This is a genomic window from Flavobacterium sp., assembly GCF_024642105.1.
GTDB lineage: Bacteria > Bacteroidota > Bacteroidia > Flavobacteriales > Flavobacteriaceae > Flavobacterium.
The window spans coordinates 1-23466 of sequence record NZ_JAHEBT010000055.1 but is presented as its reverse complement, the minus strand read 5'-3'; the positions used below and the strand labels follow the sequence as shown (position 1 = coordinate 23466).

35 protein-coding genes are annotated in these 23466 nt (G+C 35.4%); 4 read left to right on the top strand and 31 right to left on the bottom strand.

What is annotated here, in order from left to right:
- Positions 1–86: 86 nt before the first annotated feature.
- The 29 genes from rpsK to rpsL all read right to left on the bottom strand — a co-directional run bounded on the left by rpsK (position 87) and on the right by rpsL (position 15049).
- Positions 87–470, bottom strand: a complete 384-nt coding sequence (gene rpsK / locus Q0L65_RS11140) for a 30S ribosomal protein S11 (RefSeq protein WP_229316093.1) — start codon at positions 468–470, stop codon at positions 87–89.
- A gap of 8 nt (positions 471–478) precedes the next feature.
- The gene (rpsM, locus tag Q0L65_RS11135) at positions 479–853 is read right to left on the bottom strand and encodes a 30S ribosomal protein S13 (protein ID WP_296686325.1); all 375 of its coding nucleotides are present in this window, start codon (positions 851–853) and stop codon (positions 479–481) included.
- A 2-nt stretch (positions 854–855) separates the two neighbouring features.
- Positions 856–972, bottom strand: coding sequence for a type B 50S ribosomal protein L36 (gene ykgO, locus Q0L65_RS11130; protein WP_002987490.1), 117 nt, complete (start codon positions 970–972; stop codon positions 856–858).
- 14 nt (positions 973–986) lie between these two features.
- Entirely contained in the window at positions 987–1202 is a 216-nt protein-coding gene (gene infA / locus Q0L65_RS11125) for a translation initiation factor IF-1 (protein WP_007136545.1), read from the bottom strand.
- 3 nt (positions 1203–1205) lie between these two features.
- The gene (gene secY, locus Q0L65_RS11120) at positions 1206–2552 is read right to left on the bottom strand and encodes a preprotein translocase subunit SecY (protein ID WP_296686322.1); all 1347 of its coding nucleotides are present in this window, start codon (positions 2550–2552) and stop codon (positions 1206–1208) included.
- 13 nt (positions 2553–2565) lie between these two features.
- Positions 2566–3018, bottom strand: a complete 453-nt coding sequence (rplO, locus tag Q0L65_RS11115; protein ID WP_229318514.1) for a 50S ribosomal protein L15 — start codon at positions 3016–3018, stop codon at positions 2566–2568.
- 11 nt (positions 3019–3029) lie between these two features.
- The gene (rpmD, locus tag Q0L65_RS11110) at positions 3030–3212 is read right to left on the bottom strand and encodes a 50S ribosomal protein L30 (RefSeq protein WP_264533718.1); all 183 of its coding nucleotides are present in this window, start codon (positions 3210–3212) and stop codon (positions 3030–3032) included.
- A 14-nt stretch (positions 3213–3226) separates the two neighbouring features.
- Positions 3227–3751: a 30S ribosomal protein S5 gene (gene rpsE / locus Q0L65_RS11105; RefSeq protein WP_024981522.1), complete on the bottom strand. Its 525-nt coding sequence runs from the start codon at positions 3749–3751 to the stop codon at positions 3227–3229.
- 6 nt (positions 3752–3757) lie between these two features.
- Positions 3758–4108, bottom strand: a complete 351-nt coding sequence (rplR, locus tag Q0L65_RS11100) for a 50S ribosomal protein L18 (protein WP_229318510.1) — start codon at positions 4106–4108, stop codon at positions 3758–3760.
- Positions 4109–4119: 11 nt separating this feature from the next.
- Positions 4120–4662, bottom strand: a complete 543-nt coding sequence (rplF, locus tag Q0L65_RS11095; protein WP_296686315.1) for a 50S ribosomal protein L6 — start codon at positions 4660–4662, stop codon at positions 4120–4122.
- An 18-nt stretch (positions 4663–4680) separates the two neighbouring features.
- On the bottom strand, positions 4681–5079 hold the full coding sequence (gene rpsH, locus Q0L65_RS11090; RefSeq protein WP_229318508.1) for a 30S ribosomal protein S8: 399 nt from the start codon (positions 5077–5079) through the stop codon (positions 4681–4683).
- A gap of 75 nt (positions 5080–5154) precedes the next feature.
- On the bottom strand, positions 5155–5424 hold the full coding sequence (rpsN, locus tag Q0L65_RS11085) for a 30S ribosomal protein S14 (protein WP_121337687.1): 270 nt from the start codon (positions 5422–5424) through the stop codon (positions 5155–5157).
- A 3-nt stretch (positions 5425–5427) separates the two neighbouring features.
- On the bottom strand, positions 5428–5979 hold the full coding sequence (rplE, locus tag Q0L65_RS11080) for a 50S ribosomal protein L5 (protein ID WP_296686311.1): 552 nt from the start codon (positions 5977–5979) through the stop codon (positions 5428–5430).
- 2 nt (positions 5980–5981) lie between these two features.
- A complete protein-coding gene (gene rplX, locus Q0L65_RS11075; RefSeq protein ID WP_229318507.1) occupies positions 5982–6296 on the bottom strand; it encodes a 50S ribosomal protein L24 in 315 nt (104 codons plus the stop codon).
- Between the two features lie 11 nt (positions 6297–6307).
- On the bottom strand, positions 6308–6676 hold the full coding sequence (gene rplN, locus Q0L65_RS11070) for a 50S ribosomal protein L14 (RefSeq protein ID WP_007803649.1): 369 nt from the start codon (positions 6674–6676) through the stop codon (positions 6308–6310).
- A gap of 2 nt (positions 6677–6678) precedes the next feature.
- On the bottom strand, positions 6679–6936 hold the full coding sequence (gene rpsQ / locus Q0L65_RS11065; RefSeq protein WP_264533725.1) for a 30S ribosomal protein S17: 258 nt from the start codon (positions 6934–6936) through the stop codon (positions 6679–6681).
- 17 nt (positions 6937–6953) lie between these two features.
- On the bottom strand, positions 6954–7145 hold the full coding sequence (rpmC, locus tag Q0L65_RS11060; protein ID WP_229318503.1) for a 50S ribosomal protein L29: 192 nt from the start codon (positions 7143–7145) through the stop codon (positions 6954–6956).
- A 12-nt stretch (positions 7146–7157) separates the two neighbouring features.
- Complete coding sequence (rplP, locus tag Q0L65_RS11055; protein WP_017495016.1) at positions 7158–7583, bottom strand: 50S ribosomal protein L16; 426 nt, start codon at positions 7581–7583, stop codon at positions 7158–7160.
- Between the two features lie 19 nt (positions 7584–7602).
- Positions 7603–8358, bottom strand: coding sequence for a 30S ribosomal protein S3 (gene rpsC / locus Q0L65_RS11050; protein WP_229318501.1), 756 nt, complete (start codon positions 8356–8358; stop codon positions 7603–7605).
- A gap of 5 nt (positions 8359–8363) precedes the next feature.
- Positions 8364–8774, bottom strand: coding sequence for a 50S ribosomal protein L22 (gene rplV / locus Q0L65_RS11045; RefSeq protein WP_264533729.1), 411 nt, complete (start codon positions 8772–8774; stop codon positions 8364–8366).
- A gap of 6 nt (positions 8775–8780) precedes the next feature.
- A complete protein-coding gene (gene rpsS, locus Q0L65_RS11040) occupies positions 8781–9059 on the bottom strand; it encodes a 30S ribosomal protein S19 (RefSeq protein WP_229318495.1) in 279 nt (92 codons plus the stop codon).
- 6 nt (positions 9060–9065) lie between these two features.
- A complete protein-coding gene (rplB, locus tag Q0L65_RS11035) occupies positions 9066–9890 on the bottom strand; it encodes a 50S ribosomal protein L2 (protein ID WP_059114053.1) in 825 nt (274 codons plus the stop codon).
- A gap of 9 nt (positions 9891–9899) precedes the next feature.
- A complete protein-coding gene (gene rplW, locus Q0L65_RS11030) occupies positions 9900–10190 on the bottom strand; it encodes a 50S ribosomal protein L23 (RefSeq protein WP_229318493.1) in 291 nt (96 codons plus the stop codon).
- A gap of 8 nt (positions 10191–10198) precedes the next feature.
- Positions 10199–10828 carry a 50S ribosomal protein L4 gene (rplD, locus tag Q0L65_RS11025; RefSeq protein WP_229318484.1) on the bottom strand — a complete coding sequence of 210 codons (630 nt, stop codon included), beginning with the start codon at positions 10826–10828 and terminating at the stop codon, positions 10199–10201.
- A complete protein-coding gene (gene rplC / locus Q0L65_RS11020) occupies positions 10828–11445 on the bottom strand; it encodes a 50S ribosomal protein L3 (RefSeq protein ID WP_296686301.1) in 618 nt (205 codons plus the stop codon). The genes rplD and rplC overlap by 1 nt, the downstream gene beginning before the upstream one ends.
- Positions 11446–11602: 157 nt before the next feature.
- The gene (gene rpsJ / locus Q0L65_RS11015) at positions 11603–11908 is read right to left on the bottom strand and encodes a 30S ribosomal protein S10 (protein WP_007803605.1); all 306 of its coding nucleotides are present in this window, start codon (positions 11906–11908) and stop codon (positions 11603–11605) included.
- A gap of 11 nt (positions 11909–11919) precedes the next feature.
- Positions 11920–14076 carry an elongation factor G gene (gene fusA / locus Q0L65_RS11010; RefSeq protein ID WP_296686297.1) on the bottom strand — a complete coding sequence of 719 codons (2157 nt, stop codon included), beginning with the start codon at positions 14074–14076 and terminating at the stop codon, positions 11920–11922.
- A gap of 10 nt (positions 14077–14086) precedes the next feature.
- Positions 14087–14563 carry a 30S ribosomal protein S7 gene (gene rpsG, locus Q0L65_RS11005; RefSeq protein WP_121337677.1) on the bottom strand — a complete coding sequence of 159 codons (477 nt, stop codon included), beginning with the start codon at positions 14561–14563 and terminating at the stop codon, positions 14087–14089.
- Between the two features lie 102 nt (positions 14564–14665).
- A complete protein-coding gene (gene rpsL / locus Q0L65_RS11000; RefSeq protein ID WP_007136570.1) occupies positions 14666–15049 on the bottom strand; it encodes a 30S ribosomal protein S12 in 384 nt (127 codons plus the stop codon).
- Positions 15050–15541: 492 nt separating this feature from the next.
- Here rpsL and Q0L65_RS10995 point away from each other — a divergent pair, with 492 nt between their 5' ends.
- From Q0L65_RS10995 to Q0L65_RS10980, 4 genes are all read left to right on the top strand, one after another.
- Positions 15542–18802 carry a SusC/RagA family TonB-linked outer membrane protein gene (locus Q0L65_RS10995; protein WP_296686289.1) on the top strand — a complete coding sequence of 1087 codons (3261 nt, stop codon included), beginning with the start codon at positions 15542–15544 and terminating at the stop codon, positions 18800–18802.
- A 3-nt stretch (positions 18803–18805) separates the two neighbouring features.
- Positions 18806–20272: a SusD/RagB family nutrient-binding outer membrane lipoprotein gene (locus Q0L65_RS10990; RefSeq protein ID WP_296686287.1), complete on the top strand. Its 1467-nt coding sequence runs from the start codon at positions 18806–18808 to the stop codon at positions 20270–20272.
- 67 nt (positions 20273–20339) lie between these two features.
- Entirely contained in the window at positions 20340–21074 is a 735-nt protein-coding gene (rlmB, locus tag Q0L65_RS10985) for a 23S rRNA (guanosine(2251)-2'-O)-methyltransferase RlmB (RefSeq protein ID WP_296686284.1), read from the top strand.
- Between the two features lie 168 nt (positions 21075–21242).
- Positions 21243–22520, top strand: a complete 1278-nt coding sequence (locus Q0L65_RS10980; protein WP_296686282.1) for a replication-associated recombination protein A — start codon at positions 21243–21245, stop codon at positions 22518–22520.
- Here Q0L65_RS10980 and Q0L65_RS10975 read toward each other — a convergent pair.
- Both Q0L65_RS10975 and Q0L65_RS10970 read right to left on the bottom strand, forming a co-directional pair.
- Entirely contained in the window at positions 22517–23257 is a 741-nt protein-coding gene (locus tag Q0L65_RS10975) for a hypothetical protein (protein WP_296686279.1), read from the bottom strand. The genes Q0L65_RS10980 and Q0L65_RS10975 overlap by 4 nt on opposite strands.
- Positions 23258–23259: 2 nt before the next feature.
- Positions 23260–23466: HAD hydrolase-like protein (locus tag Q0L65_RS10970; protein ID WP_296686277.1), on the bottom strand; the 207-nt coding region annotated here is incomplete at its 5' end.

Sequence of the window (23466 nt, the reverse complement as noted above, 5' to 3'; positions counted from 1 at the left end):
ATTGTTTAAGATAGAGATTATGAATTCAGGTCGTATCCTTCGATAATCTATAGTCTATCTAGTTTATACTATAATTATTTTGAGTATTAAACTCTACGTCTTTTAGGAGGACGACATCCATTATGAGGCATTGGTGTTACATCAATGATTTCTGTAACTTCAATTCCACCGTTATGCAAAGAACGGATAGCAGACTCACGTCCGTTTCCTGGTCCTTTAACATACACTTTTACTTTTTTAAGTCCAGCTTCAAGAGCTACTTTAGTACAATCTTCTGCTGCCATTTGAGCTGCGTACGGAGTGTTCTTTTTAGAACCTCTGAAACCCATCTTACCAGCTGAAGACCAAGAAATAACTTCACCTTTTTTGTTAGTCAAAGAAATGATGATGTTGTTAAAAGTAGCAGAAATATGAGCTTCTCCCGTTGATTCAACGATAACTTTACGTTTTTTTGCAGTTGCTTTAGCCATATTACTTATTATTTAGTTGCTTTTTTCTTGTTAGCAACAGTTTTTCTTTTACCTTTTCTTGTTCTAGAGTTGTTTTTAGTTCTTTGTCCTCTTAATGGAAGACCAGATCTATGACGGATACCTCTATAACAACCAATATCCATTAAACGTTTGATGTTTAAAGAAACCTCAGAACGCAATTCTCCTTCAATTTTGAAAGCCGATACCGCTTCACGAATTGCTCCGATCTCAGCATCATTCCAATCTTGAACTTTTTTATCTTGGCTAACTTGAGCTTTTTCTAAAATCTCAATTGCTCTACTTTTTCCTAATCCGAAGATGTAGGTAAGTGCTATAACACCTCTCTTGTTTTTTGGGATATCTACCCCTGCTATTCTTGCCATAATTATCCTTGTCTTTGTTTAAATCTAGGATTCTTTTTGTTGATTACGTATAATCTTCCTTTTCTACGTACGATAATGCACTCGGCACTTCTCTTTTTCACTGATGCTCTTACTTTCATTGTTGAAATATCTTTTAATATCTATAAGTAATTCTTGCTTTTGACAAATCGTAAGGACTCATTTCTAGTTTCACTTTATCACCAGGTAATAATTTGATGTAATGCATACGCATTTTTCCAGAAATATGAGCAATTACAATATGTCCATTTTCTAACTCTACACGGAACATCGCATTGGATAATGCTTCAATGATGGATCCGTCTTGTTCTATTGCTGATTGTTTTGCCATAAGTTAAGCTACTGCTTTTCTATTTTTACCAGTTTTCATTAAACCATCATAATGTTGATTCAACAAGTATGAATTGATTTGCTGTATGGTGTCGATAGCTACTCCAACCATAATAATTAAAGAGGTACCTCCAAAAAACATCGCCCAAGATTGTTGAACATCCATAATGCTTACAACAATTGCTGGGAACACAGCGATTAGAGCAAGAAATAAAGACCCTGGGAAAGTAATTAAAGACATCACTTTATCAAGAAAATCAGAAGTTTCTACACCTGGTTTTACACCTGGAATAAATCCTCCACTTCTTTTCAAATCATCAGACATTTTGTTAGTAGGAACAGTAATTGCAGTATAAAAGAAAGTAAACACAACAATCAATGTTGCGAAAACAAAATTATACCAAAAACCGAACATATTACTAAAAGCACCAACAATAGATTGAGATGCATCTGATTTCGATAATCCTGCAACAGCAGCTGGAATAAACATAATGGCTTGAGCAAAGATAATTGGCATAACCCCTGCAGCATTAAGCTTCAAAGGAATCCATTGTCTATTACCCCCCATTACATCTTGTTCGTAGTCTCCAGTTGAAGTACGACGAGCATACTGAACAGGTATTTTACGTACCGCCATCACTAACAATACACAAGAAATAATTACTAGTAACCAAACAATAATTTCGATAACCAATAACATTGGTCCTCCATTATTATTAGTAACTCTAGTTGTAAACTCTTGAATAAATGCTTGTGGCAAACGAGCCAAAATACCCACCATAATTAACAATGATATACCATTACCAATTCCTTTATCAGTAATTTTTTCTCCCAACCACATAGCAAATATGGTACCTGTAGTCAAAATAACTACTGAAGAAAACAAAAACTCAAAAGAATTAAAACCTAATAAAAAGGCATTACTTGGTAATGTTCTGTATAAATTGTAAATGTAAGTAGGACCTTGAAGTAAAGTAATTCCAATTGTTAACCAACGAGTAATTTGATTGATTTTTTTTCTTCCACTTTCGCCATCACTTTGCAGTTTTTGCAAATAAGGAATCGCAATACCCATTAACTGAACCACAATAGAGGCAGAAATATAAGGCATAATTCCTAAAGCAAAAACAGACGCTTTAGAGAAAGCTCCACCGGTAAACATATCCAATACAGAACCAATACCATCTTTGGTTTGTCCCGCTAAACCGCTTAATTGTGTAGCATCAATCCCTGGTAGCGTAACATGTGCTCCAAAACGATAGATTAAAAGTAAACCAAGAGTTAAAAGAATACGATTCTTTAACTCTTCGATTTTCCAAACATTACTTATTGATTCAATAAATTTCTTCATCTTAATTGAAAAATTATAGTGTTACCGCTTCACCACCAGCAGCTTCAATAGCCGCTTTTGCAGTTGCAGTAAATTTGTGAGCCGTTACTTTTAATTTTGCTTTCAATTCTCCTCTACCTAAAATCTTAACGATTTCATTTTTGGTAGCCAAACGATTAGCAACATAAACTGTCATATCAACAGTATCAGTAATTACTCCATTATCAACTAATAATTGAAGGGTATCTAAATTAACACCTTCGTATTCTTTACGATTGATGTTAGTGAAACCAAACTTAGGCACACGTCTTTGAAGTGGCATTTGCCCTCCCTCAAAACCAATCTTTTTAGAATAACCAGAACGAGATTTAGCTCCTTTGTGTCCTCTAGCGGCAGTACCACCTTTACCAGAACCTTCTCCTCTACCTAATCTTTTATTTTGATTGTGTGTAGCACCTTCAGCAGGTTGTAAGTTACTTAAATTCATAACTATAATTGTTATTTAACTTCCTCAACGGAAACTAAGTGTTTAACTTTATTTATCATACCAAGGATTGCAGGATTTGAATCATGCTCTACAACTTGTCCCATTTTACGTAGACCTAAAGCTTCTAAACCTCTCTTTTGAGAAAGAGGACAGTTAATTTTGCTTCTAACTTGTTTTACTAATAATTTAGCCATAATTTCCTTGAATATTAACCTTTAAAAACTTTTTCTAAAGAAACTCCTCTTTGTTTTGCAACAGTGTGAGCACTTCTCATTTGTAACAAAGCATCAAAAGTTGCTTTTACTACGTTGTGAGGATTTGAAGATCCTTGAGATTTAGACAATACATCGTGAATACCTACTGATTCAAGAACTGAACGAACAGCTCCACCAGCAATAACTCCTGTACCATGAGAGGCTGGAATTAAGAATACACGTGCACCACCAAATTTACCTTTTTGTTCGTGAGGAACTGATTGCCCGTTCAAAGGAATACGTACTAAATTTTTCTTAGCATCTTCTACTGCTTTCGCAATTGCCTCAGAAACATCTTTAGATTTTCCTAATCCGTGACCTACCACTCCGTTTTCATCACCTACAACTACAATAGCAGAAAAACCAAATGCTCTACCACCTTTTGTAACTTTAGTAACACGATTTACACTCACCAAACGGTCTTTCAATTCAAGACCACTAGGTTTTACCAACTCTATATTTTTGTATTTATTAGACATACTATATTAGAATTTAAGTCCAGCAGCTCTCGCGCCTTCTGCTAATGATTTAATACGACCGTGATATAAATAACCTCCTCTATCGAAAGTTACTGCATCAATACCGGCTTTTAACGCTTTCTCTCCAACTAGTTTTCCAACTGCTGCAGCAACTTCAACGTTTGTACCTTTACCTATTTCTTTTTCTCTTGAAGAGGCAGCTAATAAAGTAACTCCATTTACATCGTCAATTAATTGAGCATAAATTTCTTTGTTACTTCTAAACACAGAAAGTCTAGGTTTAGCAGCAGTACCGCTAACAATCTTTCTAATTCTGAATTTAATTCTCTGTCTTCTATCAGATTTTGTTAATGACATAATCTTATTTTTTAAGCTGATTTACCTGCTTTTCTTCTTAATACTTCACCTACGAATTTAACACCTTTTCCTTTGTATGGCTCAGGCTTACGGAAACCTCTGATTTTCGCAGCTACCTGTCCTAAAAGTTGTTTGTCAAATGATGTTAATTTCACAATTGGGTTTTTACCTTTTTCAGAGATAGTCTCCACAACAACTTCTGGAGCTACTTCTAAAACGATATTATGTGAATATCCAAGAGCTAAATCTAATTTTTGACCTTGGTTTGAAGCTCTATAACCTACTCCTACCAATTCCAATTCTTTAGTAAAACCTGTAGATACACCTTGAATCATGTTATTGATTAAAGATCTGTATAAACCGTGTTTTGCTCTTTGGTCTTTCTGATCAGACGATCTTTCTACTAGAACTTGACCGTCTTCAACTTTTACAGTAACGTCCGAAAACTCCTGTGTAAGTTGACCATTCTTTCCTTTTACTGTAACCACTCCATTAGCAACTTCAACAGTTACTCCGGCAGGAATTACAATTGGATTTTTACCTATTCTTGACATCTTATATAGTCTTTAATATTAGTATACGTAACAAATTACTTCACCACCTACATTCAATTGCTTAGCTTGTTTCCCAGTCATAAGACCTTTAGAAGTAGAAACAATCGCAATACCTAATCCATTAAGGATTCTTGGAATTTTAGAAGCACCTGCGTATTTACGTAAACCTGGTTTACTAATTCTTTGGATATCTTTGATTACAGGCTCTTTGGTATCTTTATCATACTTCAAAGCAATTTTGATAGAACCCTGAACGGTATTCTGCTCAAATTTGTAACTTAAGATATACCCTTGATCAAATAAGATCTTGGTAATCTCTTTTTTTAGATTAGAAGCCGGAATCTCAACAACTTTGTGGTTTGCAGCCACAGCGTTACGAACTCGCGTCAAGTAATCTGCAATTGGATCTGTATACATATGTATCAATTTGCGGTTTTGGTTTTCGATGGCACTCTGCCATCGAACCTTAAACCAATTTATAATTCTTTATTCTTACCAGCTAGCTTTCTTAACTCCAGGAATTAACCCGTTGTTAGCCATTTCGCGGAATGTTACACGTGAAATACCAAATTGACGAATATATCCTCTTGGTCTTCCAGTTAATTTACAACGATTGTGTAAACGAACAGGTGAAGCATTTTTTGGTAATTTTTGCAAACCTACGAAATCTCCAGCTTCTAACAAAGCTTTTCTTTTCTCAGCATACTTCGCTACCGTTTTTTCTCTTTTCACCTCGCGGGCTTTCATTGATTCTTTAGCCATGTCTTAATTCTTTTTAAAAGGTAATCCTAATTCAGCCAATAACGATTTTGCTTCCTTATCGGTTTGAGCAGTAGTAACAAATGTGATATCCATACCAGCAATTTTGTTTACTTTATCAATATCAATTTCAGGGAAAATGATTTGCTCTAACACTCCAAGGTTATAGTTACCTCTTCCGTCGAAACCAGTAGCTTTGATACCACTAAAATCTCTAACACGTGGTAAAGCAGAAGTAATAAGTCTATCTAAAAACTCATACATTCTTTCTCCACGAAGGGTTACTTTTGCACCAATTGGCATTCCTTTTCTCAATTTGAAAGACGCAACGTCTTTCTTAGAAATTGTAGAAACTGCTTTTTGTCCAGTGATCTTTGTCAATTCATCAACTGCATAGTCGATTAATTTTTTATCAGATACAGCTGCACCAACTCCACGGCTCAAAACGATTTTTTCCAATTTTGGAACTTGCATTACGTTTGTATATCCGAATTCCTCTTTAAGAGCAGCAATTACTCTACTCTTGTATTCTTCTTTTAGTCTAGGTGTATATGCCATCACTATAGTACTTGATTAGATTTTTTTGAAAATCTCACTTTCTTATCTCCTTCTACTCTAATACCTACTCTAGTTGTTCCTTTAGTTTTAGGATCAATTAAAGCAATATTGGAAATTTGAATAGAAGCTTCTTTTTTAACGATACCACCTTGAGGGTTTTTAGCACTTGGTTTAGTATGTTTCGAAACCATGTTTACACCTTCAACTATCGCTTTGTTTTTCTCACGGTACACGCGTAATACTTTACCTTCAGCACCTTTATGGTCACCTGCAATAACTCTTACTACGTCTCCTGATTTTATTTTTAGCTTTATCATCTTAAAACGAATTAAAGCACTTCTGGTGCTAATGATACAATTTTCATGAATTGTTTTTCACGAAGTTCTCTTGCTACCGGACCAAAAACACGAGTTCCTCTCATTTCACCAGCAGCATTCAATAACACACATGCGTTGTCATCAAATCTGATGTATGAACCATCGGCTCTTCTCACTTCTTTTTTGGTACGTACAACAACTGCAGTTGAAACAGCTCCTTTTTTAACGTTTCCGTTTGGAGTTGCATCTTTGATAGAAACTACAATCTTGTCACCAACAGAGGCATACCTTCTTTTGGTACCTCCTAAAACACGGATAGTTAAAACTTCTTTAGCTCCTGTGTTATCTGCTACTTTTAGTCTTGATTCTTGTTGTACCATAATTATTTAGCTCTTTCAATGATTTCAACTAATCTCCAACATTTTGATTTACTCAAAGGACGCGTTTCGCTAATTCTTACAGTATCTCCAATGTTACAGTCGTTTGTTTCGTCGTGTGCAACGTATTTTTTTGTTTTCAACACGAACTTACCGTATAATGGGTGTTTTACTTTACGTACTTCTGCTACAACAATAGATTTCTCCATTTTGTTAGAAGTAACAACACCAATTCTCTCTTTTCTTAAATTTCTTTTTTCCATCTTTCAGCAGATTACAATTATTGTAACTCTCTTTTTGTAAGCTCAGTAGCTAATCTTGCAATTGTTCTTCTTACAGTTCTAATTTGTAGAGGATTTTCAATTGGTGAGATAGCGTGAGCCAATTTTAGGTTAGCATAAGCTTTCTTAGTCTGGCTAAGTTTTTCTTGCAACTCCGCTGCAGAAAGATTTTTTATTTCTGATTGTTTCATAATATAATTAGATTATGCTTCGAAATCTCTCGCAACAACGAATTTAGTTTTTACTGGAAGTTTTTGTGCTGCAAGACGTAACGCCTCTTTTGCAACTGACAAAGGTACTCCTCCAACTTCAAACATAATTCTTCCGGGTTTAACAACGGCAGCCCAATATTCAACGGCTCCTTTACCTTTACCCATACGTACTTCAAGAGGTTTCTTAGTAATTGGTTTGTCTGGAAATATTTTGATCCATAATTGTCCTTCTCTCTTCATGTAACGAGTAGCTGCAATACGAGCTGCTTCGATTTGACGAGAGGTTAAGAACATTCCATCTTCATGTACAGATTTAATACCAAACATTCCATTAGAAAGTTCATGCCCTCTTTGAGAGTTTCCTTTCATTTTACCTTTCTGTACCTTACGGTATTTTGTTCTTTTAGGCTGTAACATTTTTCTTTAGTTTAAAAATTTACTTTCTTTTACGAGCGTCTGGTTTTCCACCTTTATTAAAGTTAGATTTGCCTCTAGGAGCATCTCCACCTTTACCACCTGCACCAGATTGTTTTTTGTCCATTCCAGCAAGCGGAGAAAGATCTCTCTTTCCATAAACTTCACCTTTCATGATCCACACTTTAATACCCATTCTACCATAAGTAGTATGCGCTTCTGCTAAAGCATAATCAATATCGGCTCTGAAAGTTGATAGAGGAATTCTACCTTCTTTGAAACCTTCTGAACGCGCCATCTCAGCTCCATTCAAACGACCAGAAATCAAAACTTTGATACCTTCAGCGTTCATACGCATAGAAGCAGCAATAGCCATTTTGATTGCACGTCTGTAAGAAATACGACTCTCGATTTGACGACAGATACTTGTTGCAACTAAATAAGCATCAAGTTCAGGTCTTTTGATTTCAAAGATGTTAATTTGAACCTCTTTGTCAGTAATTTTCTTAAGTTCTTCTTTCAACTTGTCTACCTCTTGACCACCTTTTCCGATAATGATACCAGGTCTAGCAGTAGTGATAGTAACGGTTACAAGTTTCAAAGTTCTCTCGATGATTACTTTTGATACACTAGCTTTTGATAAACGAGCATGGATGTACTTTCTGATTTTGTGATCTTCGGCTAATTTATCGCCATAATCATTTCCACCATACCAGTTAGAGTCCCATCCTCTGATGATACCAAGTCTATTTCCAATTGGATTTGTCTTTTGTCCCATCTTTATTAATTGCTTTGTGTGTTATTAATAGCTCCTAACACGATTGTTACGTGGTTAGAACGTTTTCTAATTCTGTGTGCACGACCTTGTGGAGCTGGACGAAGTCTTTTCAACATCATTCCACCATCTACTCTGATCTCTTTTACAAATAAGCCTGCTTCAGCTACATTACCTTCACTATTTTTTTGCTCCCAGTTATTGATAGCAGATAATAATAGTTTCTCTAATTTTCTTGAAGCTTCTTTTGAGCTAAATCTTAATATATTAAGTGCTCTTTCCACTTTCTGACCTCTTACCAAGTCCGCAACTAAGCGCATTTTTCTAGGTGAAGTAGGGCAGTTATTCAATTTTGCAAAAGCTAGTGACTTATTAGCCTCTTTTCTTGCGTCTGCTGTTTCTCTTTTACGAACTCCCATTGCTTCTTATTTTTTACCTTTATTTTTTGCTCCAGCGTGACCTCTAAAAGATCGTGTTGGTGAAAATTCTCCTAATTTGTGACCTACCATGTTTTCTGTAACGTAAACTGGTACAAACTGACGACCGTTATGAACTGCGATTGTTTGTCCAACAAAGTCTGGAGTAATCATAGAAGCTCTAGACCATGTCTTAACAACTCCACTACCACCTTTTTCTATGTTTTCTTGAACTTTCTTGTCTAACTTATAATGAACGAAAGGTCCTTTTTTTAATGAACGTGCCATATCTTATTATTTCTTTCTACGTTCTACGATATACTTGTTACTCGGGTTTTTCTTAGAACGAGTTCTATAACCTTTAGCTGGTATTCCATTTCTTGAACGTGGATGTCCACCAGAAGAACGTCCTTCACCACCACCCATTGGGTGATCGACAGGGTTCATTGCAACAGGTCTTGTTCTAGGTCTTCTTCCTAACCATCTTGTTCTACCTGCTTTTCCAGATACAACTAATTGATGATCAGAATTAGAAACAGCTCCAATAGTAGCCGAACAAGTTAACAAGATCAATCTTGTTTCTCCTGATGGCATTTTAATTGTAGCATATTTTCCATCTCTTGCCATTAATTGAGCAAAAGTTCCAGCTGAACGAGCAATAACTGCTCCTTGACCTGGACGTAACTCAATACAAGAAATAACAGTTCCTAACGGAATTCTGCTTAATGGCAATGTATTACCAATTTCAGGTTGAGATTCTGGTCCAGAAACTAATTTCTGACCCACTTTCAATCCGTTTTGTGCAATAACATAAGTTTTCTCTCCATCAGCATAAGCTAATAAAGCGATAAACGCAGTACGATTTGGATCGTATTCGATTGATTTAACCGTAGCAGGAATTCCTTCTTTAGTACGTTTAAAATCAATAATACGATATCTCTGCTTGTGACCACCACCCGTATAACGCATGGTCATCTTTCCTTGACTATTTCTACCTCCAGAGTTTTTTATCGGCGCTATCAAAGAGCGTTCCGGCTTATCAGTTGTAATGGCGTCATAACCATTCACAACTCTAAATCGCTGACCTGGGGTAATAGGTTTTAATTTTCTAACTGACATTGTTCTCTATTAGATATTGTTGTAAAAATCAATTGATTCTCCTTCTTTTACTTGTACAAATGCTTTCTTTTCAGCATTTGTTTTTCCACTGATCAAACCACTTTTAGTGTATTTTGTAGTTCTATCCGGTCTTACGTTAATTGTGTTAACACTAACAACAGTTACTCCATAAGTAGCCTCAACAGCTTTCTTAATCTCAACTTTATTTGCTTTTTTGTTAACAAAAAATCCGAAGCGGTTTAAAACTTCACTCTCTTTGGTTACTTTTTCAGTTACTATAGGTCTGATTATAATACTCATTTTCCTATTTATTTGCTTAAATTATCTTCAATTCCTTCCAAAGAACCTTCTAAAAGCACTACATTATTAGCGTTTAAGATGGCGTAAGTACTTAATTCTGAGCTACTTACTACGTTAGAAGCCTTTAAATTGCGTGACGACAAATATACATTTTTATTTGAATCACCCAACACGAATAAAGATTTTTTGTTTTCTAAGCCCAACGATTTCAAAACGTTAATGAAATTTTTAGTGCTTGGAGTTTCAAAATTGAAGTCTTCTAAAACGATGATATTGGACTCTTTTGCTTTGATTGAGAAAGCTGATTTTCTAGCCAAACGTTTCAAGTTTTTATTCAATTTGAATGAATAACTTCTTGGTCTAGGTCCGAAAACTGTTCCTCCACCTTTAAACAATGGATTCTTTGCACTACCCGCACGAGCAGTACCAGTTCCTTTTTGTTTTTTAATCTTACGTGTACTTCCCGCTACTTCAGCTCTTTCTTTTGCTTTGTGCGTTCCCTGTCTTTGATTAGCAAGATATTGCTTAACATCAAGGTATACAGCGTGATTATTTGGTTCAATTGCGAATACTGAATCAGAAAGTTGAACTTTTCTTCCAGTATCTTTTCCGTTGAAATCTAATACTTTTACTTCCATTACTTCTGAATGATTACATAAGAGTTGTTATGACCAGGAACACATCCTTTAATAACAAGTAGGTTCTTATCAGCCACTACTTTTAAAACTCTAAGGTTTTGAACTTTTACATTTTCTCCTCCCATTCTTCCAGCCATACGCATTCCTTTGAATACTCTAGATGGATAAGAAGAAGCTCCTACAGAACCTGGCGCTCTTAAACGGTTGTGTTGACCATGAGTAGCTTGTCCAACACCACCAAAACCGTGACGTTTAACAACCCCTTGGAAACCTTTACCTTTAGATACACCTTGTACATCTACAAATTCTCCTTCTTCAAAAATAGTAACATCAATAAGATCTCCTAATTTTTGTTCAGTTGCAAAATTTTGGAATTCAACGACTTTTTTCTTAGCAACAGTTCCCGCTTTTTTAAAGTGACCTACAGCCGCTTTTGTGGAATGTTTCTCGTTTTTGTCATCGAAACCAAGTTGCAACGCTTCATACCCGTCAACACCTTTGGTTCTGACTTGGGTAACAACACATGGTCCAGCTTCGATTACTGTACAAGGAATATTCTTCCCGTTTTCGTCGAAAATGCTAGTCATGCCGATTTTTCTACCAATTAACCCAGACATAAATATTAATTATTAATTATTAAATATAAATATAGAACACACGTTTAAGCGAATCCTATTTTTTAAAATGAGGTGCAAAAGTAGAACTTATTTGCAGATATTCCAAAAAATGTTTTCGCTTAAACGGAATGCTCTTCTATTTCGAAAATACAGGTACCTAAACTTTGATTTCTACTTCAACTCCACTAGGCAATTCTAATTTCATTAAAGCATCAATAGTTTTAGATGAAGAAGAATAAATGTCAATTAATCTCTTGTATGACATAACTTCAAATTGCTCTCTCGCTTTTTTGTTAACGTGTGGAGAACGCAATACCGTGAATAATTTTTTGTGAGTTGGCAATGGAATTGGTCCTGTTACAACTGCACCGGTAGTTTTAACCGTTTTTACAATCTTCTCAGCAGACTTGTCTACCAACATGTGATCGTAAGATTTTAGTTTTATTCTGATTTTTTGACTCATTTTCTTAAAAATTAAGCGTTACCTTTTGCTTTTTTGATCACTTCTTCTGAAATATTAGAAGGAGTTTGTTCGTAGTGTGAAAATTCCATAGTAGAAGTTGCTCTACCTGAAGACAATGTTCTCAATGTAGTTACATAGCCAAACATTTCAGATAAAGGAACATTGGCTTTAATAGTTTTAGCACCTGCTCTATCTCCCATGTCATTAACTTGACCTCTTCTTCTATTCAAATCTCCAACAATATCCCCCATATTTTCTTCTGGAGTAATTACTTCGATTTTCATAATAGGCTCAAGGATAACTGCACCAGCTGCTTTTGCCACTTCTTTATAACCCATTCTTGCTGCTAATTCAAATGACAAAGCATCAGAATCCACTGGGTGATAAGAACCGTCTAATAAAGTTACTTTCAAACTATCTACAGTATAACCAGCTAATGGTCCTGTTTTCATAGCTTCTCTGAAACCTTTCTCAACAGCAGGAATGTATTCCTTAGGAACGTTTCCTCCTTTTACTTCATTCACAAACTGTAATCCAACTGGAGCTTTTCCATCAACTACATCTGCAGGCTCTAAACGGAAAACAATATCTCCAAATTTACCACGACCTCCAGATTGTTTTTTGTACACCTCTCTATGTTGAGCTTCTTTTGTAAACGCTTCTTTGTACTCTACTTGAGGCTCACCTTGGTTTACTTCAACTTTAAACTCACGTTTCATACGATCTACAAGGATATCTAAGTGTAACTCACCCATACCTGAGATAATAGTTTGACCTGAAGCTTCATCAGTTCTAACCGTAAATGTAGGATCTTCCTCAGCCAATTTAGCCAAAGCCATACCCATTTTATCAACGTCAGCTTTAGTTTTAGGCTCAATAGCGATACCAATTACTGGATCAGGGAATTTCATTGACTCAAGGATAATTGGGTGTTTTTCATCACACATAGTATCCCCAGTTTTGATATCTTTAAATCCAACAGCAGCTCCAATATCTCCAGCCTCAATATATTCGATTGGATTTTGTTTGTTAGCGTGCATTTGGTAGATACGAGAAATTCTTTCTTTGTTTCCTGAACGAGTGTTCAAGATATAAGAACCTGCATCCAAACGACCAGAATACGCACGGAAGAAAGCCAAACGACCAACATAAGGGTCAGTAGCAATCTTAAATGCCAAAGCAGCGAACGGCTCTTTTACATCTGGACGACGTAATATTTTAGTTTGATCTTCTTCTAATAAATCAGCATCATCAGGATGAATTCCTTCGATACCTTCTTTATCCAATGGAGATGGTAAGTATTTACATACTGCATCTAACATAAATTGAACTCCTTTGTTTTTGAAAGAAGAACCTGCAATCATAGGAATGATCGCCATGTCAATTGTAGCGGCTCTCAAAGCAGTGTTGATTTCATCCTCTGTAATAGAGTTTTCATCTTCCATATACTTATCCAATAGATTCTCATCATAATCAGCTACTGCCTCAATAAGAATAGATCTATAAGCTTTAACATCATCCACCATATCAGCTGGAATATCAACAATATCAAAAGTAGCTCCTTGTGTAGCATCATGCCAAATAATCGCTTGATTTTTCACTAAGTCAACTACCCCTTTGAAATCATTTTCCTCACCGATTGGCAATGTAATAGCAACAGCGTTAGATTTTAACATGTCTCTAACTTGCTGACATACATTTAAGAAGTTAGAACCTTGACGGTCCATTTTGTTTACGAATCCCATACGTGGAACTCTATACTGATCCGCTAATCTCCAGTTAGTTTCTGATTGTGGCTCAACACCATCAACAGCACTAAATAAGAAAACTAAACCATCCAATACACGTAACGAACGGTTTACCTCTACGGTAAAGTCAACGTGTCCAGGAGTATCAATAATATTAAAGTGGTAACCTGTAGATTCAGGTAAAATTTTACCTTGTTCAGTTGGAAAATTCCATTCACAAGTTGTAGCAGCAGAAGTAATGGTAATACCTCTTTCTTGCTCTTGTGCCATCCAGTCCATTGTTGCAGCACCATCGTGCACCTCACCAATTTTGTGTGATTTTCCTGTATAGAATAAAATACGCTCTGTTGTTGTTGTTTTACCAGCATCAATGTGAGCAGCAATACCTATGTTTCTTGTATATTTTAAATCTCTAGCCATTTCTTACGAATTAAAATCTAAAGTGAGAGAATGCTTTGTTAGCTTCTGCCATTTTGTGAGTATCCATTCTTTTCTTAACAGCTGCTCCTTCTTCTTTAGCCGCAGCTAAACATTCTGAAGCTAGTCGTTGAGCCATCGATTTTTCATTTCTTCTTCTAGAATAAAGTATTAACCACTTCATTGCCATAGAAATTTTTCTGTCTGGTCTAATTTGCATCGGAATTTGAAATGTAGCTCCACCAACTCTACGACTACGTACTTCTACGTGAGGCATAACATTAGTTAACGCATCTTTCCAAATTTCTAATGATGATTTTTCTGCATCTTGCTTTTTTGTTTCAATGATATCAATTGCATCATAAAAAACTTTAAAAGCTGTTGATTTCTTACCGTCCCACATTAAGTTGTTCACAAAACGAGTTACCAATTGGTCATTAAACCTTGGATCTGGTAAAAGTGGTCTTTTCTTTGCCGCTCTTTTTCTCATGTCTTTTTTGTTTTTAGAATAAAAGCTTATTCGTTTACAACATATATAGGTATAGTAAAACTAAACTTCTAAATATTTAAACGTCTAACCTTTTTGTTCAAATTACTTTTTTGCTTCTTTTGGGCGTTTAGCACCGTACTTAGATCTTCTTTGCGTTCTTCCTGCTACACCTGATGTATCAAGCGCACCACGAACGATGTGATATCTAACTCCTGGTAAATCTTTTACCCTTCCACCCCTAACTAATACTATCGAGTGCTCTTGTAAATTGTGTCCTTCTCCAGGGATGTAAGCATTTACCTCATTACCATTGGTCAAACGTACACGCGCAACTTTACGCATTGCAGAGTTTGGTTTTTTTGGTGTAGTAGTGTAAACACGCGTACAAACCCCTCTTCTTTGAGGACAAGAATCTAAAGCAACCGATTTACTCTTCTTAGTTATCTGAGTTCTTCCTGTTCTTACTAATTGTTGAATTGTTGGCATAATTAATACTAAAAATTTCTTATTATATTAAATTCCCGCTTTTTACGGGGTTGCAAATGTATAAATAATTTTCAACTCTGCAAACCTTAATTAATTAATTTTCAAGACAATTGTTGAACAAATTTTTCTGAAGCATAAAAACCACATTATAAAAGCTGCTAAAACAATAAAAAACACTCCCCAATAAAAGAAAAAATTAAAGAGCAAGAAAAAAACAATATTAAATCAGCGTTATATTTAAAATACAATTCAAATTAGCACACTTAAAAACAATCTAACAAAAAAGAATTAAAAACCTTAAAACATAACAAAATCAACACGTTAATGAATATAAAAATCCAGAAAAATAAGAAAAAATCAAAAAATACAACAATAACAATAACTAATGTTAAAATGTTAAATTTTAGATGCACGCATAAAAAATAACTCTAAATATTAGGAATGTTAACAAATTATTAAGATTTTTGCTGTACTAATTCAAAATATTTAAAAATGAAACTAAAATTAAATGGATTCTTAGTGCTGTTAGTAGCACTAGTGACGCAAATTACTTTTGCGCAAGAAAGAGCCGTTTCTGGTACTGTTTCTGACAATACAGGTTTACCTCTACCGGGCGTAAGCGTATTAGTTAAAGGGACAAAAACCGGAACGCAAACTGATTTTGATGGAAAATACTCTATCAAAGTGGCACCAAGCCAAACATTAGTATTTAGCTATATTGGGATGACTACTCAAGAAGTTAAAGCAAGTTCAACTACTATTAAAGTAAAATTAGTGAGCGCTGCCATCGAGTTAGAAGGAGCAGTAGTTACAACTGCTCTTGGAGTTAAAAGAGAGAAAAAATCTCTTGGATATGCTACTCAAGAAATTAAAGGAGCAGACATTGTTTCTGGAGCTGGTAGCGGAAACTTCTTCAACGAACTTTCTGGAAAAGTAGCTGGTGTTCAAATTAGAAGAAACAACAACTTTGGAGGATCTACTAATATTGTATCACGTGGTATTAAAAATCTTACAGGTAATAATCAAATGCTTGTAGTAATTGATGGTGTACCAGTTAATAACTCTAACATTAACTCAAGTACTGGATCTCAAACTACTGGAGCAGGACCTACTTACGATTACGGTAACAACGCAATGGACATCAATCCAGACGACATTGAAACTATTAACGTATTAAAAGGAGCTGCAGCATCGGCTTTGTACGGATACCAAGCTGGAAATGGTGTTTTAATGATTACAACCAAAAAAGGGAAAGCGAAAAAAGGATTAGGAATTACTGTTTCTTCTGAATTAGTAACTGGTTCTATCGATAAATCTACTTTCATTAAATATCAAGATAAATATGGTGCTGGTTATGGCCCGTATTACGAAGACGCTTCAGGAATGTTCTTATCAAGAGATATTAATGGTGATGGTGTTGATGACTTAGTAGTACCTACTTCTGAAGACGCTTCTTATGGTGCAGCTTATGATCCAAACAAAATGGTTTATAACTGGAATGCATTCACTCCATATTCTGATAATTTTGGTAAAGCAACTCCATGGGTAGCTGCTAAAAATGGTCCAATAACATTTTTTGAATCACCACTTTCTGTAAATAACTCAATTTCATTAGAAGACGGAAATGATAAATCTAATTTCGTTTTAAACTTTAATAACTTCAAACAAAATGGTATTATGCCAAATTCTGAATTGAAGAAAAATAGTTTAAGTTTAAAATTTAATCACCAATTAACTGATAAATTATCAGTATCCTCATTTGCTAGTTATACTGCGCAAACTACAGTAGGTAGAAACTCAACAGGTTATAGTGATAACATCATGACACAATTCCGTCAATGGTGGCAAACTAATGTTGATGTTCAGGAATTAAAACAAGTTTACGAAAGATCAGGAGGTCAAAACGTTACTTGGAACTGGGCAGATCCTACTGACTTACAGCCAATTTACTGGGACAACCCATATTTTACAAGATACAAAAACTACCAATCTGACGAAAGAAACCGTTTTACGGGTTATGCAAAATTAGATTACAAAATTGCTGACTGGGTAACAGCTACAGGTCGTGTATCTACAGACACATATTCTGAACTACGTGAAGAAAGAAGAGCTAACGGATCTACTGCTGGAACTTTCGGAATCAACAGATTAGATGAAGGATCAGGTTACCAAAGATACTCTAGAAATTTTTCAGAGCAAAACTATGATTTCTTCTTAACTTTCAAGAAAAATATTTCCGATAATTTTACGTTTAATGGAATAGCTGGAGGTACTGTAAACAGATCTAGAATTGTTTCAGAATTAGCATCAACACAAGGAGGACTTGTAGTTCCTGAACTTTATAGTTTGAATAATTCTGCTTCAACTGTACCGTATCCTCTAGATAGTGAAATAAACACAGGAGTAAACTCTTATTATGGATCTGCTTCTTTTGGATACAAAGATTTCTTATTTTTAGACGGTACAGTAAGACGTGATGCTTTCTCAGTATTACCTGCTGGAAATAACTCATTACTCACAAACTCTCTTTCTGCAAGTTATGTATTTACCAAAACTATTGACAAGCCATGGTTATCATTCGGTAAATTAAGAGCTAATATAGCTGAAAGTCCTCTTGGAGCACCTTCACAAGCATTAGTGGATACTTATCCAAGAACAACTTCATACGAATCAGAACATATGTATTCTGTAGCATCAACAAAAAGCAATCCAAACTTAAGACCTGTTAAATCAAGTACAAAAGAAATTGGATTAGAAATGCAATTCTTAAACAGAAGAATTGGTTTTGATGTTGCTGCATATAAAACATTAAGTTCTGGACAAATTTTCCCAGTATCTTATTCTACAGCAACTGGTTACTCAAATAGATATGTAAATGCTGGTGAAATTGAAAATAAAGGTCTTGAAGTACAAATAAATTTAACTCCAATAAAAACAAATGACTTTTCTTGGGATATTTTTGTAAACTGGGCTAAAAATGAAAATAAAGTTATTAGTTTAACTGAAGGAATCTCAAATTTACAATTGGGAAGTTTCCAAGGGGGTGTAACCATTAATGCTCAAGTAGGTCAACCATACGGAACTATTAAAGGAACTGATTACACTTATTTAAATGGTCAAAAAGTGGTAAGCACACTAGGTCGTTATGTAATTAATACCTCAACTAACAATGTAATTGGAAACATTACTCCAGACTGGACAGGAGGGGTACGAAATAATTTTACTTATAAAGATATATCTTTAGGTTTCTTGGTTGATATGCAAAAAGGGGGAGATATGTTCTCGCTTGACCAATCATATGGGTTAGCTACTGGACTTTCTGTGGTAACTGCTGGAAACAATGAATTAGGAAACCCTGTTCGTAATACTATCGCTAATGGCGGAGGGGTAATTTTACCTGGTGTTCAAGCAAATGGAACTCCTAATACAGTTAGAACTTCATCACCTAATCAATATGGTAATATTTCTGGTTATAGAAGAGCACCTAATGCTGCATTCATTTATGATGCATCATTTATTAAATTAAGAGAGGTTAACATTTCATATAACTTACCAAGTTCTATTACTTCTAAGTTAAAACTTACTGCTATGAAATTTAGTATAGTAGGTTCTAACTTATGGATTATCCATAAAAACCTTCCAGATGCTGACCCTGAAAGTGGTTTAGCTTCAGGGAATTTAGCCTCTGGATACTCTGTAGGTTCATTACCAACAACTAGAAATATCGGTTGTAACTTAACATTTAAATTTTAAATTATGAAAAAGATAGTATTATTCATAACGTTTATTTCACTGTCTATATCATCATGTACAGATGATATTACAGGTTTAAATGAACTAAAAAAAGAAGCTACTTCAACGAAACCAGAGTATTTATTCACAAATGCACAGAAAAACTTAGCCGATCAAATGGTAAGCACTTCTGTTAATTATAATGTGTTTCGATTATTTGCACAACATTGGACAGAAACGACCTATCCAGATGAAAGTCAATACAATATAACAACTAGAAGTATTCCTGACAATCACTTCACAGTACTTTATAGAGATGTATTAAGAGACTTAAAAGAATCTAAAACGATTCTATCTGCCGAAGTATATGTAGGTACTACTGCAGAAAAAGCTGCTAAAGAATTAGTTAGAAAAAACAAATTAGCTGTAATAGATATCTTAACTGCATATACATATAGTATATTAGTAGATACATTTGGAAATATTCCTTATACACAAGCTCTAGACTTAGAGAATCATCCACAGCCAGTGTATGATGACGCTAAAACAATCTACAAAGATTTAATAACTAGATTAACTTCAGATGTTTCTAACTTATCTACTAGTGCTGAAAGTTTTGGAAGTGCTGATTTAGTGTATGGTGGTGATGTTACACAATGGAAAAAATTCGCCAATACATTGCGTTTACGTTTAGCTGTAAACATTTATGATGTAGAACCTACTTATGGTAAAGCTCAAGTTGAAGCTGCAGTTACAGCTGGAGTGATAATGAACGCTTCAGATAACGCTAATTTCAAATACCTATCTACACAACCAAATACTAATCCATTGTATGTTGATTTAGTTGCAAGTGGTAGACATGATTTTGTTCCAGCAAATACATTAGTAAACAAAATGAACACTTTATCAGATCCAAGAAGAGAAAAATATTTCACTCTAGCATCTAATGGCACATACAAAGGTGGTACATACGGAACTGGAAATTCATATAGTAGTAATTCACATGTGAGTGCGACTATTGAAGACCCTACTTTACCAGGAACTCTTTTAGACTACACAGAAGTACAATTCCTATTAGCCGAAGCTGTTGAAAAAGGAGCAGCTATATCAGGGACTGCACAATCTCACTATAATGCAGCAATCACTGCGTCAATGGAGCAATGGGGTGTCACAAGTGCTGAAATTACGACTTATCTAGCAAGAACTGATGTAGCTTATACAACTGCTACAGGTACTTACAAACAAAAGATCGGAGAACAAGCATGGATTGCACTTTACAATAGAGGATTTGAAGCTTGGACTTCATACAGAAGATTAGATTATCCTGCATTAGCTGCTCCTGCTGGAGCATATAATGGATTAACTACTGTTCCTGTACGTTATTCTTATCCAGCTAAAGAGCAAACGCTAAACACCGCAAACGTTACTGCAGCCACTACAGCAATTGGTGGAAATGAATTAACTACAAAATTATTCTGGGATAAATTCTAATTTTTCTCAAACAATAGTTAAAAACCATCAGCCTTTGGCTGGTGGTTTTTTTTTGTATCTTTGCGGCATGGAAAAAGAAAACATAATATTCGGAATACGCGCCATTATTGAGGCCATACAAGCAGGAACTGCAATAGACAAAGTCTTCATTCAAAAAGAAATTGCAGGCGAACTGATGAAGGATTTAATGAAGGTCATGAAACGCGCCAATATTAATTTCTCCTATGTTCCAGTTGAAAAACTAAACCGCTTAACACCTAACAACCATCAGGGTGCTGTCGCAAGCATCTCTCCTATTGGTTTCATGGAATTGGAGCATTTAGTTGACTCTACTATGGAATCAGGGAAACAACCGCTGTTTTTAATATTGGACCAAATCTCCGATGCACGTAATTTTGGTGCGATTATCAGAACTGCAGAGTGCACTGGAGTCAATGGTATTATTATTCAAAAAGCAGGTTCCGCACCCGTCAATGGAGACACCGTAAAAACGTCTGCTGGTGCTGTCTTCAATGTGCCTATCTGTAAAGTAGAACACATTAAAGATGCTATCTTTTACCTTCAAGGTTCTGGAATCAAAACCGTAGCTGCTACTGAAAAAACAGAACAAAACATCTACGATATTGCATTAAACGAACCTCTAGCCATCATCATGGGATCAGAAGACCGAGGAATCAATCCATCGGTTTTGAAAATTGTAGACGAAAAAGCAAAATTGCCTATGTTTGGAACGATTGGTTCTCTAAATGTATCGGTTGCTTGTGGTGCCTTTCTATACGAAGCAGTAAGACAAAGAAGTTAAAGATAGTAAAGAAAATCTGCGAATCAGCGGTGATAAAACTATTTGCAAAAGTTGCTTCGTACTATTCAGTTAACCTTATAAACAAATAACCGAATCAACAAATAAACACATCCCCAAATAACCTTATTAACAAATAACCCTATCAACAAATAACCCCATAAACACAAAATGGAAGCTCCTCTAGCAGAACGCATTCGTCCACAACAATTAGAAGACTATATTAGTCAATCCCACCTAGTGGGTACTAATGGTTCGTTGACGCAGCAAATAGCCAAAGGAATTATCCCGTCATTGATTTTTTGGGGACCTCCTGGAACAGGAAAAACAACCCTAGCCCAAATTATTTCTCAAGAATCAAAACGCCCTTTTTATACCTTAAGCGCCATTAATTCTGGAGTAAAAGACATCAGAGAGGTTATTGAAAAAGCCAAACAAAGTGGCGGACTCTTTACTTCCAAAAATCCCATTTTATTTATTGATGAGATTCATCGATTCAGTAAGTCCCAACAAGATTCTTTATTGGCTGCAGTCGAAAAAGGCTGGATTACACTCATTGGAGCTACTACCGAAAATCCAAGTTTTGAAGTCATTCCTGCTTTATTATCCCGTTGTCAAGTCTACACCTTGAATGCTTTTAACAAAGAAGACTTGGAAGCCCTGCTAGACCGAGCAATACAAAAAGACACTGTTTTAAAAGAGAAAAAAATACATCTAACCGAAACAGAAGCGCTACTACGACTTTCTGGTGGCGATGGACGCAAACTATTAAATCTTTTCGAACTGGTCGTAAACGCCTCAAATGAAGATGAAATTTTCATCACCAACGATCGCGTACTCGAATTAGTACAACAAAATACGGTTTTGTATGACAAAACAGGAGAACAACATTACGACATTGTTTCGGCCTTTATCAAATCCATTCGAGGAAGCGATCCCAACGGAGCCGTATATTGGTTAGCCCGAATGATTGAAGGCGGAGAAGATGTAAAATTCATTGCGCGACGCATGCTCATTCTTGCTAGCGAAGACATTGGAAATGCCAATCCTACTGCTTTCATAATGGCGAACAATACCTTTCAAGCAGTAGCTACTATTGGTTATCCTGAAAGCCGAATCATTCTCAGTCAATGTGCCGTGTATTTAGCTACTTCTCCAAAAAGCAATGCGTCTTATGTAGCCATTGGCAAAGCCCAGCAACTGGTCAAACAAACAGGAGATCTATCCGTACCCATCCATTTACGCAATGCGCCTACCCCATTGATGAAAGATTTAGGATATGGTGAAGAATACAAATATTCGCACGATTATGCGAACAATTTTGCCGAACAAGAATTTTTACCCGAAGCAATTGCAGGGACATCCCTCTATGAGCCAGGTAATAATACTAGAGAAAATACCACTCGCGAATTCTTAAAAAACAGATGGAAAGACAAGTACGGATACTAAAACTTTACTGCTACTTTTTCTGAAATTAATTGCTCATTTTCGTAATAATCAAAATACCATTGATTGTCTTTCTGAATAAACACTCCTTGACTATTTCCTTTCGTAGCAATGTATAAATCTGAACGAGAAGTTTTGTACAATTTATAAACTACTTTCGGACTTGCATCTACTAACTGATACCCATTTGGAGTAGCTTGAGCATATACTAAATTAGAAATCGATTTTTCTATTACAGCAGTTGAAACTGGAGGCGAAACAACTGGAACAACCGAAACAACTTCATTTTTTAATGCTACCGCAGGAGTAGTAATAACTATTTTTTCGTATTTATAATTCAATTTATAAATAGATTCAAAAGCACCATCTAAAGCCTTTGAATAGGCCAATTCAGTATCTTTTTCTTTGGTATAGCTAGTTCCCGATTTATAAATTAAATTCCCGCTACAATCCTTCAACTCAATGTGAAATTTAGTGGCTAAAAAGGCATTTTCTTTCACAATATCATAATACAACAATTCGCATCGATCGTTGTATTCCTTAGGAAGAATCTCATTAGCATAAAAAACAGTAAAACCAGCATTGGTAAGATTGATTTTTGACAAGGTGCAAAGACGGTACTGATTGTTTTTCTGAATAAAATCAAATTGTAAGGGAACAATAACGGCTCTGTAGTTATTGATGTTTTGTCCAAAACAAAACGATGTAAATAAAACGAATACAAATACTAATTTTCTCATAATTATAAATAGTTTTTAAGTGCTAACAAATGGTTAATTTCAATAATTCCTTTGGGGCTAATTTCTTTATTCGGGTTGAAAAACACCGCATCAATTCCAAAATCTAAAGCGCCTTGAACATCGGCTTCCAAACAATCGCCAATCATAATACTGTTTTCTTTTTGGGCTTGAGCCAAATCCAACGCATGTTGAAATATAATAGGATTAGG